General features: G+C 34.8%; 12 protein-coding genes. 7 read left to right on the top strand and 5 right to left on the bottom strand.

Going from position 1 to position 14,329, the window contains the following annotated elements:
• Positions 1 to 73: 73 nt before the first annotated feature.
• Genes OF897_RS01005 through OF897_RS00995 form a run of 3 tightly spaced genes read right to left on the bottom strand, consistent with a single transcriptional unit; the run spans position 74 to position 4,367 of the window.
• A complete protein-coding gene (locus tag OF897_RS01005) occupies positions 74 to 2,455 on the bottom strand; it encodes a penicillin-binding protein 1A (protein ID WP_267263830.1) in 2,382 nt (793 codons plus the stop codon).
• A 6-nt stretch (positions 2,456 to 2,461) separates the two neighbouring features.
• On the bottom strand, positions 2,462 to 2,923 hold the full coding sequence (locus tag OF897_RS01000; protein ID WP_267263829.1) for a gliding motility lipoprotein GldH: 462 nt from the start codon (positions 2,921 to 2,923) through the stop codon (positions 2,462 to 2,464).
• On the bottom strand, positions 2,916 to 4,367 hold the full coding sequence (locus tag OF897_RS00995; protein WP_267263828.1) for a PSP1 domain-containing protein: 1,452 nt from the start codon (positions 4,365 to 4,367) through the stop codon (positions 2,916 to 2,918). Before OF897_RS00995 ends, OF897_RS01000 begins: the two co-directional genes overlap by 8 nt.
• A 276-nt stretch (positions 4,368 to 4,643) precedes the next feature.
• Here OF897_RS00995 and OF897_RS00990 point away from each other — a divergent pair, with 276 nt between their 5' ends.
• The 7 genes from OF897_RS00990 to OF897_RS00960 all read left to right on the top strand — a co-directional run bounded on the left by OF897_RS00990 (position 4,644) and on the right by OF897_RS00960 (position 12,374).
• Entirely contained in the window at positions 4,644 to 5,882 is a 1,239-nt protein-coding gene (locus OF897_RS00990; protein ID WP_267263827.1) for an OmpP1/FadL family transporter, read from the top strand.
• A gap of 9 nt (positions 5,883 to 5,891) precedes the next feature.
• Complete coding sequence (locus tag OF897_RS00985) at positions 5,892 to 7,328, top strand: SGNH/GDSL hydrolase family protein (RefSeq protein ID WP_267263826.1); 1,437 nt, start codon at positions 5,892 to 5,894, stop codon at positions 7,326 to 7,328.
• Between the two features lie 83 nt (positions 7,329 to 7,411).
• A complete protein-coding gene (locus OF897_RS00980) occupies positions 7,412 to 8,350 on the top strand; it encodes a ribose-phosphate pyrophosphokinase (RefSeq protein ID WP_267263825.1) in 939 nt (312 codons plus the stop codon).
• Positions 8,351 to 8,406: 56 nt separating this feature from the next.
• Positions 8,407 to 9,045 (top strand): 50S ribosomal protein L25/general stress protein Ctc, encoded by a 639-nt coding sequence (locus OF897_RS00975; protein ID WP_267263824.1) that lies wholly within the window; start codon positions 8,407 to 8,409, stop codon positions 9,043 to 9,045.
• A 161-nt stretch (positions 9,046 to 9,206) separates the two neighbouring features.
• Positions 9,207 to 10,427: a cysteine desulfurase gene (locus OF897_RS00970; RefSeq protein WP_267263823.1), complete on the top strand. Its 1,221-nt coding sequence runs from the start codon at positions 9,207 to 9,209 to the stop codon at positions 10,425 to 10,427.
• 43 nt (positions 10,428 to 10,470) lie between these two features.
• A complete protein-coding gene (locus tag OF897_RS00965) occupies positions 10,471 to 11,589 on the top strand; it encodes an aspartyl protease family protein (protein ID WP_267263822.1) in 1,119 nt (372 codons plus the stop codon).
• Positions 11,590 to 11,741: 152 nt separating this feature from the next.
• Positions 11,742 to 12,374 carry an NAD(P)H-dependent oxidoreductase gene (locus tag OF897_RS00960; RefSeq protein ID WP_267263821.1) on the top strand — a complete coding sequence of 211 codons (633 nt, stop codon included), beginning with the start codon at positions 11,742 to 11,744 and terminating at the stop codon, positions 12,372 to 12,374.
• An 88-nt stretch (positions 12,375 to 12,462) separates the two neighbouring features.
• Here OF897_RS00960 and hemE read toward each other — a convergent pair whose 3' ends face one another.
• Together hemE and OF897_RS00950 are read right to left on the bottom strand one after the other, a co-directional pair.
• Positions 12,463 to 13,500, bottom strand: a complete 1,038-nt coding sequence (hemE, locus tag OF897_RS00955) for a uroporphyrinogen decarboxylase (RefSeq protein ID WP_267263820.1) — start codon at positions 13,498 to 13,500, stop codon at positions 12,463 to 12,465.
• A 38-nt stretch (positions 13,501 to 13,538) separates the two neighbouring features.
• Positions 13,539 to 14,225 (bottom strand): uroporphyrinogen-III synthase, encoded by a 687-nt coding sequence (locus tag OF897_RS00950; protein ID WP_267263819.1) that lies wholly within the window; start codon positions 14,223 to 14,225, stop codon positions 13,539 to 13,541.
• Positions 14,226 to 14,329 lie beyond the last annotated feature (104 nt).

Here is a 14,329-nt window from a genome sequence, read left to right as displayed (position 1 = left end):
TCAAAGATATTAAACTGATCACAAAAAAAGACCTTCCAATAATTGAAAGGTCTTATAATAGTTATAAAGAAATTTATTTGTTAAAGTCAATATCTTCACTTGTGTTCAGATGTTCATTTACATTTTCTTCTTTTTTACCTGAATTGTTTTTCGATCCGTTATCTGCAGGACGTGGATTTTTTAAGTCATCAATAGTTTGAAGTCCACCATCATCACCATATCCACCACCAAGTCCTTGAAGATTGCTACAGCCGTCTTTCCATTCGAGAGGTTTTACAAATTTATCATCAGGAGAGATTTTTAAGCTTTTATCAGCCCAAACTTTTTTCATAAAGATTGCCCAAATTGGCAGTGCCATTTTTGCACCTTGACCTTCACCGGTTCCTAAGAAGTGAGTTGCTCTGTCTTCCCATCCAACCCAAGCTCCGGTTGCAAGTTTTGGAGTAATCCCCATAAACCAACCGTCTGAGTTATTCTGAGTTGTTCCTGTTTTACCTGCAATTTCTACAGTTTTTGGAATTCCTTTTCTGCCTAATTCTCCAGATGCAGTTCCGTATTGTGCAACGCCTTTCATAAGCTCAATCATGGTATAAGCATAGTTAGGATTCATTACTTCTTTAGGTTCAGAAATTACTTCTTTTATTACTCTTCCGTTTACATCTTCAATTCTCCAAATCATTTCTGGTTTATTGTAATTTCCATAGTTAGCAAATGTGCTGTAAGCTCCAACCATTTCGTAAATCGTAATATCTGAAGCTCCTAAAGCCATTGGTAAACTTGTGGAAATTTCTTCTGTAACTCCTAGATCTCTCGCAGTCTGGATAACACTTTGAGTTCCTGTCATTTCAGCTAATCTTAGTGCTACAGGGTTTTGAGAGTGTGCTAAAGCGTCTTTTAACGTTAACATTCCTCCTCTTCCCGGAACGTGATAAGATCCTTTGTTGAAACTTGCATTTGAAATTGTTGAACAAGGTGTTAAACCTAATTTCATAATTGCTGTTGCGTAAACGAAGGGTTTGAATGTTGAACCAACCTGTCTTTTTCCTTGTTTGATATGATCGTACTGGAAATGCTGCCAATCGATTCCTCCAACCCAAGCTTTAATCTCTCCTGTTCCTGGAACCATTGACATTAAACCTGCCTGTGCAATTTGTTTGTGATATCTGATAGAATCCCAAGGACTCATCTCTACTTCTTCTTCACCCGCCCAAGTAAAACGAGACATTTTAACAGGTTTTTTGAATTCCATCATGATAGAATCTTCAGAAACTCCGGCATTACTCAATTGTTTATAACGACCGGTCCTTTTTACGGCCTGCATCATTACTTTGTTTGCTTGCTGATCATTAAGATAATAGAAAGGTCTATTTTTTCTACCTCTTTGCTCTGCATCGAATCTTTTCTGAAGATCAGTTAAGTGTTCTTTTATCGATTCTTCAGCATATTTCTGCATCTTAGAATCTAAAGTAACATATATTTTTAAACCATCTTTAAATAGGTTTAATTTTTTACCTGTTTCTTTTTCGTAATCAACTAAATAACTGTCAATTTCTTTCTTTAAATAGAATTTATAATATGCAGAATAATCATCGGTAATATTTTTTATAGGACGGTAATCTGTACTAATAGGAGTCGCAACCGCCTTGTCATAAGTTGCTTGATCTACATAACCTGTTTCAAGCATTTGAGATAATACAACATCTCTTCTTCTTTTTGCTCTGTCAGGATTTCTTAATGGGTTATTCGCAATAGGAGCTTCAAGCATTGATACAAATACTGCCGCTTCGGGAAGCGTTAGTTGTGACGTAGATTTATTAAAATAAATTTTAGACGCCATTTCAATTCCATTTGCATTGTAAGTAAAATCAAACTTGTTGAAATAAAGTGTGATAATTTCTTCTTTGGTATATCTCTTCTCTAAACTTACAGCAACTACCCATTCTTTAAGCTTTTGAATTGCTCTTTTTACAGGATTTTTCGAAGGCTCTTTTGTAAATAAAAGTTTTGCCAACTGTTGTGTAATTGTAGAACCTCCACCTCGGTCACCACCATATCTTATTGCTCTTAAAATTGATTTTAAATCAATTCCTGAATGCTCTTTGAAACGCTCGTCTTCTTTTGCCTGAAGTGCGTAAATCAGGTGAGGAGGTAAGTCCTTATAAGTAACGGGTTGAGTTTTTTCTTTTTCAAATTTGCCTAAAAGAACTCCATCTGAAGAATAAATCTGTGACGCCACATAAATATCCGGATTTTCAAGCTCTTTCACATCGGGCATTTCACCAAGAAAACCTTGGGAAACTGCAAAGAAGAGTCCTGAAATACCTAAAACTACTGCAATGAACCCAATCCAAATGAATTTTACCCATCTTTTCCATGCGGAATTTTTAGCATTTTTTTTAGGAGGAAGTGGGAAAGTCTTTCCCTTATTTCCTGTATTTTGTTTGTTTTCTTCCATGTATAATTACGGTTTAGCCGTTTCTACTTTTATACCTAAGTCTTCAATTCCGGGAAGATTGTCGTTTCTCATCGCCTGTGCAATAGAAAGTTCATAATTGCCTTTATCCGGAAATTTATAATTCAGTTTATACTGAAAAAAAGTTTCTTTCGTTTCTCCAAATCCTGTTCCAAGCCATTCTCCGTTTGGTTTTGCTAAAATATAGTTCAGCGTATCAATTTGCTTGGCTTTGGTTTTCTGGTTGGTAAGATTTACAATGAATCTTATATTGCTGTAAGGGTACTCATTGTTGTTTCTTACAACAAATATAAGATTTTTAGGATTTTGCGGATCCGAAATTTCAAGATTAAATTTTTGTTCTGTCTTCTTATTCCATTTATTATCAACGCTATTCATGATAACGTCTTCTCCGGAAGCATTACAGCTCGCCAAAAAAATAAGGAGAAAAAGCCCTGAAATTTTATGCATCGTTATCTTTTTTTGGAGGAAATTTCTTTTTAAACTTCTTTTTCGGTTGTTGATTCTGAGGTTTTTGCTCAGCGTTGTTATTTACAGCTTCGGCATTTTCCAATTGCGGTTTCTCCGATTGTGGCTTTTGCTGTTGCGGTTTTGGTTGTCTTTGAGTATTATTTTGATTAGGCTTTACAGATTTTTCAGGTCGTGGTTGACGTTCCTGTCTTTCCGGTCTTTCACCTTTATCGTTTCTCTCAGGTCTTTCGCTACTATTTTCAGGTCTAGGTTTTCTAGGTCCTTGATTTTGATTGTTGTTTGGTCTGTTTTGATTTTGATTCTGACCTTGATTTCTGTTTTTGTTGAAACCTCTGTTTTTCTTTTCAAAACGATCTACGCTGTTTTCCTGAATCAAATCTACAGTCTTCACAGAAAGTTCAGGCTGTTTCAAATCTTCGAGAGGTAACGTTTTTTCACCTCTTTTATTTTGTGAGATCATTTTTTTAACCAAATCAACATCGAAATCGTACCAAGCCATCGAGCTGTCTACGTATGCAAACCACATTTTCTTTTTGAAAACATCAATTTTTATACAGAAAGCTCTTCCTTTTTCGGTATCAATCATGGTTGAAGAAGAAGGGAAGTGGCTTAATGCGTCAAGATAGCTGTCTAATTCGTAATTAAGACAACATTTCAATTTTCCGCACTGTCCTGCCAATTTTTGAGGATTAATGCTTAATTGCTGATATCTTGCAACATTTGTATTTACAGATCTAAAGTCGGTTAACCAAGTTGAACAACAAAGTTCTCTTCCACAAGATCCAATTCCGCCAATTTTTGCAGCTTCCTGTCTGAAACCAATTTGTTTCATGTCGATTTTTGTACGGAAAGCTCCAGCAAATTCTTTTATCAGCATCCTAAAATCAATACGATTGTCGGCAGTGTAATAAAAAGTGACTTTAGAAGAATCACCTTGATATTCCACATCGGTGATCTTCATTTCAAGACCTATTCTGTGTGAAATTTTTCGGGCTTCAATTTTTACATTTTCCTCTTTTTTTCGGGCTTCTTGCCAAACTTCAATGTCTTTTTGGTTGGCTAGCCTATATATTTTAAGTGGATTTTCTTCTGAAGCTCTTTTTTTCTTCATCTGAATTTTCACTAATTCACCGGTGAGACTTACTACGCCCACATCATGTCCCGGACTAGATTCTACTGTTACAACGCTACCTATATGTAAAGGAATATTATTTACATTTTTATAAAATAATTTTCTGTCATTTTTAAATCTAACTTCTACAAAATCACACCTGGTTTGAGCCGGGTTTTGTACGTTAGACAGCCAATCGAAAACACTTAATTTATAACTATTACCGCAGGTATTTACACTTTCACAGCCATTCGCAGATTTAGTTCCGCAAGAATGTGCAGAATCGCCGGATGTTTTGCATCCACAACTCATATTATAATATATTTAATTTGCAAATTTATTGATTTTTATCTTTATACAATTCCAAATGTAGTAAATATTAATTTTTCAAAATGTTTAATATTAAACATGCTTTATGTTGTGTGAAAGTTTTTAATTTAATTAGCTGCTTTTGAGTGTGTTATTTTGGTTTTTATCTTAAATGTTATTTTAAACATAGTTTTCTTTTGCTTGTTAGTTTAAAATTTTAAGATTTATTAACAGGTGTATCTAAAATAATTTTATATTTGGGTTATATAATAATAGTCTATGAAAAAAATATTAGTATCAACCGCTTTATTGGCTGGAGTTTTGTCTTACGCAGGAGGCTTTAGAGTTTCTTTGCAAGGGGTAAAACAATTGGCAATGGCGCACACCAGTGCTCATGCTGAAGATGCGAGTGTTGCGTTCTTTAATCCGGCAGGAATGTCATTCATTCCTTCTAAACTAAGTATTGTTGCAGGAGGTTTTGGAGCAAGTAATAAAGTTACTTTTCAGAATTTAAATACTTTAAATAGTACAGAAACAGACAACCCAATGGGCACGCCTATTTATGCTGCAATAACGTATAAGCCAATGGATAAATTGTCTGTCGGTTTCAGTTTTTCTACACCTTTTGGAAGTACAATTCAGTATCCTTATGATTGGGAAGGTAGAGAAATGGTACAAAAACTTGAATTGAAAAGTTTCTATTTCCAACCAATGGTTTCATATAAAATGGCAGATTGGATGTCATTTGGAGTAAGCTATATTTATGCAAGAGGAAAAGTGAATTGGGATAAAGCTGTTACACAATTTGGAGGAACAGTTAATATTAATGATGAAAAAGCAAGTGGTCATGGTTACGGTTTTGGTTTTTATTTCAGACCTGATCCGAAATTTGATGTAAGTATTGCTTACCGTTCACCAGTTGATATGAAAGCTAAAAAGGGAACAGCGACATTTACGGTTCCTGCACAAAATACAGTAAATACACTTTTAGGTTTAAATGCAGCCGGACAAGATGGTTTCACGGCAACTTTACCATTGGTGTCAGAATATACAATTGGTATGACGTATAAAGTAACCCCGAAATGGTTAATTTCTGCAGATTTTAATTATCACGGTTGGGAAAGATACAGCAAGCTAACTTTAGATTTTGCTAATGCTCCAATCGGAAACCAAACAGACCCTACAATTTTAGTTTCTCCAAAAAACTTTAGAAACTCAAAAACAGTAAGATTAGGAACTCAATATGCATTTTCTAATATGATTTTCGGTCGTTTAGGTGCTTATTACGACGAATCTCCTTATTCAGATGATAATTTCATCCCAGAAACACCATCTTTCGATTCTTTTGTATTAACAGGAGGTTTAGGATTTAAACTTAATAAATTCGGAGTTGATGTTGCAGGAGGTTATGTAATGCCACAGAGCAGAGATGTAAATAATAAAACCTTAGGTTTTTACGGTCAGGCAAAGGCTAAAGCATTCTATTTTGGTCTAGGTTTATCTTATAATGCTTTTTAATTTTAAATTATGAAAAAAATAATAATATCTACAATCGCTATTTCTGCACTGCTTTTCACAGTAAGTTGTAATACAGATTTTGATACTGACGTAGAAGATATCGTTGTAACGAAAGGTGAGGCAGATTTCTCGAAATTTATTTCTTTAGGAAATTCTCTTACTTCAGGTTACAGAGATGGCGCTCTTTATTCTGGCGGACAAAACGAATCTTTTCCAAGCATGATTGCTCAACAAATGAGACTTGCTGGAGGAGGAGAATTTAAGCAGCCATTAATGCCAAACAATGTTGGCGGATTTATCGGAATAACTGGTTTTCCTGGAAAACTTGAACTAAAAATGGTTAACGGAGCTTTGAGCCCTGTTCCAAATAGTCCTGCAGCAGCTTTAGATAATGTTGTAGCAGGAAGACCTTATCAAAATATGGGGGTTCCCGGAGCAAAAGTTTCACATTTATTAGCAGCCGGATATGGAAATTCTGCAGGTCTTCCATTTGGGCTTGCAAATCCTTATTTCGTAAGGTTTGCTTCGTCTGCAACGGCATCTGTTGTTGGTGATGCATTAGCTCAAAATCCTACTTTTGTATCTTTATGGATTGGGAATAACGATGTTTTAGGATATGCAACTTCAGGAGGAGATGGCTCAAATCCTATTACTCCGGTTGATGGTGCAGTTGGTGTAGGTTTTACTAATACTTATACAACATTAGTAAATACAGTTTTTCCTACAGGAACTACAAGAAAGGGGATTGTGGCAAATATTCCTAATGTTACTAATGTGCCGTTTTTCACTAGAGTTCCGGCAATGCCTCTTACGAATCTTACGGATACACAAGTTTCTCAGCTGAACACAGCTTATGCTGCTTACAATGCGGGTCTTGCTCAGGCAAAAACAGCAGGAGCAATCAACGATGCTGAGTATCAGAAAAGGTTAATCAAATTTGTTGCGGGAGCTGTAGCAAATGGAGCTGTTATTGCAGATAAAGATTTGTCAGCTGTTCCTGGTTTACCAAAATACAGACAAACAACATCAAAAGATTATATTTTATTAACTGCAAGTACAGTGTTAACTCCTCAAGCTGGAGGTGGTACTTCTGTTCCTTTGGAAGATAAATTAGTATTAACTGAAGCTGAAGCTGCTAAAGTATTAACTGCAACAGCAGCTTATAATACAACAATCAGAAGTTTGGCAGATTCTAAAGGTTTAGCATTTGTTGATATGAATGAAAAAATGATAGAGCTTAATTCTAAATCAGGAATTTCTTGGAATGGAGTTAAATATACCGCAACTTTCGTTACCGGAGGATCATTCTCTTTAGATGGGGTTCACCTTACTGGTAGAGGTTATGCTATCGTTGCAAACGAATTTATCAAGTCGATTAATAAAAAATACAGATCGACTTTACCACAGGTTGATGTCAATAAATATTCAGGGGTAACATTCCCTTAATATCCAGAAAGTATAAAAACTTAGAAACCACAGGATTGATTCTTGTGGTTTTTTTTTAAATTTGCAAAATCTAAAAAGTAAAAATGGCCGAGCAACAAAGTTATCTATTTTCGACAAGAACTAGTAAGGAGCTAGCGGAAAAAATTGCCCATCACTATGGGAAAGAATTAGGGAAAATCATCATTCAGGAGTTTAGTGACGGTGAATTTGAACCCGTGCTAGATGAATCTGTAAGAGGAGGACGTGTATTCCTTATTGCTTCTACATTTCCACCGGCAGACAATCTTTTAGAACTTCTTCTGATGATTGATGCTTCGAAGAGAGCTTCAGCGAAGAGTATTACCGTAGTACTTCCGTATTTCGGATTGGCAAGACAGGACAGAAAAGATAAGCCAAGAGCACCAATCGGAGCAAAACTGGTGGCAAATCTTTTAACTGCAGCAGGAGCAACAAGAATTATGACGATGGATCTTCACGCAGATCAGATTCAGGGATTCTTCGAAATTCCTGTTGATCACCTGTATGCGTCTACAATTTTTGTAGATTACATCAGAAATATGAATCTTGATAATCTTACTATTGCTTCTCCGGATATGGGAGGTGCAAAAAGAGCAAAAAATTATGCAGGACACATCGGTGCAGACGTAGTAATTGCTTATAAAGAAAGAAAAAAGGCAAATGTTGTGGAAGAAATGTTCCTTATTGGTGATGTGGAAGGTAAGAACGTTATTCTTATAGACGACATGATCGATACTGCAGGAACACTTTGCAAAGCTGCAGATATTTTAATGGAAAAAGGTGCAAAATCTGTAAGAGCAATGGCTACTCACGGAGTGCTTTCTGGAAAGGCTTACGAGAATATTGAGAAATCTCAGTTGCTGGAAGTTATTGTAACTGACTCAATTCCTGTAAAAACTAATTTGTCATCTAAAATAAAAGTGCTATCTTGCGCCCCATTATTCGCAGATGTTATGAAGATGGTGCACGAGCATCAGTCAATCAGCAGTAAATTCGTTATCTAATTGATAATTAATTATTTGCAAATTAAAACGAAACAATTTTTTTTAAATTATTTATAATGAAATCTATTACAATTCAAGGTACAAAAAGAGAAAGCGTGGGCAAAAAGTCGACAAAAGCTTTACGTGATGCTGAATTAGTTCCTTGTGTTGTTTACGGAGGTGGTGAGCCATTGAACTTCTCTGCTTTAGAGAAAGCGTTCAAAGGTTTGGTATATACTCCTGAAGCACACACGGTATCTATTGAAGTTGACGGACAGGTAATTCCTGCAGTTCTTCAAGATATTCAGTTCCACCCAATTACAGACAAAATTATTCACGCAGACTTCTACAGATTAGCTGACGATAAGCCAGTTGTTATGGAGGTTCCTGTAAGAATTACTGGTCGTTCTAAAGGTGTTGTAGCTGGTGGTGTTTTACGTCAAACTTTCAGAAAGTTAAAGGTAAAAGCTATTCCTGCAAACTTGCCAGATGAGGTAGTTGTTGATATTACTTCTCTTAAAATTGGTAACAAACTTTATGTAGGAACTATCAAAGCTGAAGGTTACACTTTCATGCACCCAGACAATGCAGTTGTTGTAGCTGTTAAAATGTCTAGAAATGCAGCGAAAGGTGGTGCGGCAGCTCAAGATGATGATGAAGATGAAGAAGTTGCAACTGAAGGAGAAGCTCCTGCAACTGAAGCAGCAGCAGAATAAGAATTTTCTTACTCGAAATACATTAACCTGTCAATTTTTTGGCAGGTTTTTTTTTGTTTTTAGATTAAATCTATTATGGTTGTAAGCATCAAACGTTTTCAGAAAAAAGCCGTAAATTTGATGGGTTCTAAATAAAGAATTTTTAATTAAAATTTTAATAAATGTTTGACATTCAGGAAATCAGAAGTCAGTTTTCTATATTAAATCAGGAAGTGAACGGTAAGCCATTGGTTTACTTAGATAATGCGGCTACATCTCAGAAACCGAATTCAGTTTTAGAAGTTTGGGAAAAATATTACAAAGAACTAAATGCTAATGTACATCGTGGAATCCATACTTTAAGCCAGTTAGCAACCGAAGAAATGGAACTTTCAAGAAGAAAAATCCAAAAATTCATTAATGCTAAGCATGATTTTGAAGTTATCTTTACCAAAGGAACGACAGAAGGTTTAAACCTCATCTCTTATATTTTAACATCGAAATTAAAAAAGGATGACGAGATTATCATTTCTTATTTGGAGCATCATTCTAATATCGTTCCGTGGCAATTGCTGTGTGAAAGAACCGGAGCAAAGTTGAGAGTGATTCCAATTGATGAAAATGGGATTCTTCAGTTAGATTATCTAGACCAGTTTTTAAGCGAAAAAACAAAAGTAGTTTCTGTAAATCAGGTTTCCAATGCTTTGGGAATTGTAAATCCTGTTGAAGAAATTATTGCTAAAACAAGAGCCAATTCAGATGCTTATATTGTAATCGACGGTGCACAATCTGCTCCGCATTTTACAATTGATGTTCAGAAATTAGATTGCGATTTCTTTGTCTTTTCCGGACATAAAATGTACGCTCCAATGGGAACCGGAATTTTGTACGGAAAACAAGAGATTCTTGAAGATTTGCCCCCTTTCCATGGCGGTGGAGAAATGATTGCCGTTTGTTCGTTTGATGGAACCACTTACGCAGGTTTACCTTTTAAATATGAAGCCGGAACACCAAATGTAGGCGGAAATATCGCTCTAGGAGCCGCTGCAGATTTTATTAATGAAATTGGACAACAAAACATTCAGAATCATGAAAATGCTTTGCTTGAATATGCCCAAAAACAATTATTAGAAATCGGAGGATTAAAAGTCTATGGTGAAAAAGCTTACAGAACGGGCGTTGTTTCATTTAATTTAGAGGGAGTAGGTATTTCTTCAGATGTCGGGATGATTCTCGATAAAATGGGCATTGCGGTAAGAACCGGACATCACTGTACCCAACCGATTATGGATTTCTTTAATATTGCAGGAACTGTTCGTGCAAGTTTTGCGGTTTACAATACATTTAATGAGATTGATTTACTGGTTGAAGGTGTGAAAAAAGCACAGAAAATGCTTTCCTAATAATTAACAGACTGTTTCTATGAAGCAGTCTTCATTTTTTATAATGATGAGATATAAAATTTTTTACGCTTTTGCTTTATTGCTGTTTCCGTTATTTTTTAGTGCAACGACGATTCCTTTTGAGTATATCGACGGGAAAATAATCATCAATGTTGATATTAAAAATAAGAAGCACAATTTTATTTTTGATACCGGTGCTTTAACGATAATTTCTTCTGAACTAAAAGGCTCGTTGGATGAAAAGAAAAGCAACGTCATTTTTGAAGCTACAGATGCTAATAATTCAAAATCTACAATGGATCTTTTCTCAACCAACGAGTTAAAAGTCGCAGATATTAAATTTAAAAATATAAATTTCTCATTCGCGGATATAAGCTGGATGGAATCTCGTGCCTGTAAGAAAATAAGCGGGATTTTTGGGGCAAATATGATGGCTAACAAAGTTTGGCGACTCGATTTCAAAACTAAAACTATTGTTATTTCAGATCAATCAATTAAAAATTCAATTGAGGGAATTTCTATACCTTTTACCGAAGCAAATTTTACACATTCTCCTGAAGCTAGTTTTAAAATAAGAAATCAAAATTTCAATTTCCTTTTCGATACTGGTGCTGGGAATGGTTTTACCTTAGATTCAAATTCATATAATTTAGTAAAAGACAATAATTTTCTGACTTTTGAAGGGCTTCTGTCGCAATCGTTGAGTAGTGTCAGTAAAGGTGAAAGACAATTTGATGTGATGGAAGTTGAGGTTAATAATACTGTTTTAGGCAAGCAGATTGTTGATAATAGTAATGATTCCCGAAATTTGGTTGGAACAAGATTTATGGAAAATTATATCGTCGATTTAGATTTTATTTCTAAGAAAATCATTTTAAATAAAACAGAAAAAACTCCTGAATACAATAGCTTCGGAATTTCTTTTGCTCCCGTTGAAAACCATTTGGTCATTGTAAACAAACTCAAAATTCCTCAATTATCAGAATTAAATGTGGGTGATAAGATTATCAAAGTTAATAATATGGATGCTTCAAAAATCAGTCTTAAAAGCTTCTGTGAGATTAAAACTATAATGGATAACAATCAAATTATTATCATTCAAAACGAATCAGGAAAAGAATTCAGACTCGAAAAGAAAAATATTTTACAATATTTGAATTAAATTTTAGTTCATAATTTATCCTAATCATCAATTAGTTGTTTCTGTAATGTGTTTTATTACATTATAGATTTTAACAATTGTTCAAATTATCTTTTTATTGCGGTTATAATCATTGTTTGATCTAATTTTGTCATGTAAAATTTATTCAATTCATGGAATTATTAGAAAAATTAAACTGGAGATTTGCAACAAAAGCAATGAATGGGCAAAAAGTGCCTCAGGAAAAAATAGATAAAATATTAGAAGCTGCAAGATTAGCTCCTACGTCAAGCGGTTTGCAGCCTTTTGAAGTAATTGTAATCAGCAATCAGGAAATTAAGGAGCAAATAAAACCTCATGCTTGGAACCAGCCACAAATTACAGATTGTTCACATATTTTAGTTTTTGCAGCATGGGATAATTATACTGAAGAAAGAATCAACAAAATGTTTGATTTGACGAACGAAATAAGAGGTTTTAAAAACGAAGGTTGGGAAAATTACAGACAACAAATTTTAGCAATGTATCCTCCGAGACCGGCTGAAGAAAACTTTACTCACGCAGCGAAACAAGCATATATTTCTTTTAGTGCGGCAATTATTGCAGCGGCTTTCGAAGGGGTAGATTCTACGCCAATGGAAGGTTTTTCGCCTGAAGAAGTTGATAAAATTTTAAATTTAAAAGATAAAGGTTTAAGAAGTGTTCTTCTTTTGCCAATCGGATACAGAAATTCTGAAAACGATTGGTTGGTAAACCTTACCAAAGTGAGAAAATCAAAAGAAGATTTCATCACAGAACTGAATTAACAGCTAATTTTTTTTCTTCATAGAAAAATCCCTTTCAAAGTTATATTTGAAAGGGATTTTGTTTTTAGATTTAAAAAATCTGCGAGAGTTAAAATTGAGTACTCGGTTTCCAATCAACTACTGCTCTAATAAACGCTTCCGCATTTTCCACAGGGATATTTGGTAAAATTCCGTGTCCTAAATTGGCAATGTATCTGTCTTTTCCGAAGCGGTTAATCATTTCGTTAACCATTTTCTTGATGGTTTCCGGTGTGGAATGTAATCTTGCAGGATCAAAATTCCCCTGAAGCGTCATGGTATGATTCGTCAAAGTTCTTGCAAATTCGGGCTTAATTGTCCAGTCAACTCCCAAAGCTGAAACCGGAGCCATTGTCATTTCTTCCAAAGCAAACCAACATCCTTTTCCGAAAACTACAACATGGGTCAACGGGCTTAAAGCTTCAACAATCTGATTGATATATTGCCAAGAAAATTCCTGATAATCTGCCGGAGAAAGCATTCCGCCCCAAGAATCGAAAACCTGAACAGCAGAAACACCTTTCTCAACTTTTCTTTTCAGATAGGCAATGGTTGTATCTGTGATTTTCTGTAATAATTTATGTGCTGCTTCGGTTTGTAGAAAACAGAAAGATTTAGCAATATTAAAGTCTTTAGAACCTCTTCCTTCAATACAGTAACATAAGATCGTCCAAGGTGAACCTGCGAATCCAATCAATGGAATTTCGTTATCCAACTTGTCTAAAGTCATTTCTATTGCGTCGAAAACGTAGCCTAAAGTCTCATTTACATCCGGAACGGCAATATTATCAACTTGTTCTGCAGTTCTAATTGGCTCGTCCAGCCAAGGTCCGACAGATTCTTTCATTTTGAAATCGATTCCCATCGCTTGAGGAACCACCAAAATGTCTGAAAATAAAATTGCCGCATCTAAAGGAAATCTTCTGATAGGCTGAACGGTAATTTCCGATGCCAATTCCGGAGTCTGACATCTTGTGAAAAAATCGTATTTATCACGAAGTGCGATAAACTCGGGTAAATATCTTCCTGCCTGTCTCATCATCCAAACCGGTGGTCTTTCTACGGTTTCACCTCGAAGTGCTTTTAAATAGAGATCGTTTTTAATCATAATATTAATTGATTGTTGTTGGTTTTCAGTTAATTGTTTTAGGCTAAATCATCCTTAAACTTGTTTCTGATTACCGACAATAAATTTATAAGAGTATTTTCTTTGCTTGTGAAAATCTCAGATTTTGTATGTTTTTTTAATTCTTTAGAAGTAGTTTCTCCAATAGAAAAAAGGATGACATTTTCCAAAGAATTATTTTTCGCAAAACTACGAACTCCGCTCGGGCTGAAAAAAACAATTGCATGATATTTTTCATGTATCATAGGATTCAGTTCTTCTGTCTCATAAACAGTAACTTTTTTGTACTGAATATTTTGAAGCGGAAGTTCATTGTCTAAAACATCTATCGCCAAATTTCCACAAAAATGAATGAATTTTTCGTGAACGCAGTTTTCAATAATGAACTGAGAGAGCGTTTCTGCGTTTTTTAGAACCTTGAAAGTTCCAAACCCGTTTTTGCGAAGTTCTCTTTTGGTTTTTTCGCCAACGCAATAGATTTTATTATAGTTTTTGGCTGTGAAATCTTCATTTGGCTTGAAACCGTTTTCAAAAAAAGATTTCACGCCGTTTGAACTTGTGAAGATTAATGATTTATTTTTTAAATCAAAACTTTTTACAGTAAGCGATTTTGTTTTTATTACCTCAATGGTTTCAACCGAAATATCATTTCCAAGTTTCTCGGAGATGTATTTTTGGTCTAGATTTTTGGTAAATAAAATATTCATTATTTTTTTAGCAGTTTATTTGTCATTCCGTAGGAATCTAAATATTTTATGTTAAATGCTTTGCTGAGATTCCTACGGAATGACAAAGTGGTCGTTAACTTCAT

The sequence above is a fragment of the Chryseobacterium formosum genome (genome assembly GCF_026460885.1).
Taxonomy (GTDB): Bacteria; Bacteroidota; Bacteroidia; order Flavobacteriales; family Weeksellaceae; genus Chryseobacterium; species Chryseobacterium formosus.
Note: the sequence above shows the minus strand (reverse complement) of the source record. Positions and strands in the feature narration are given on the sequence as shown.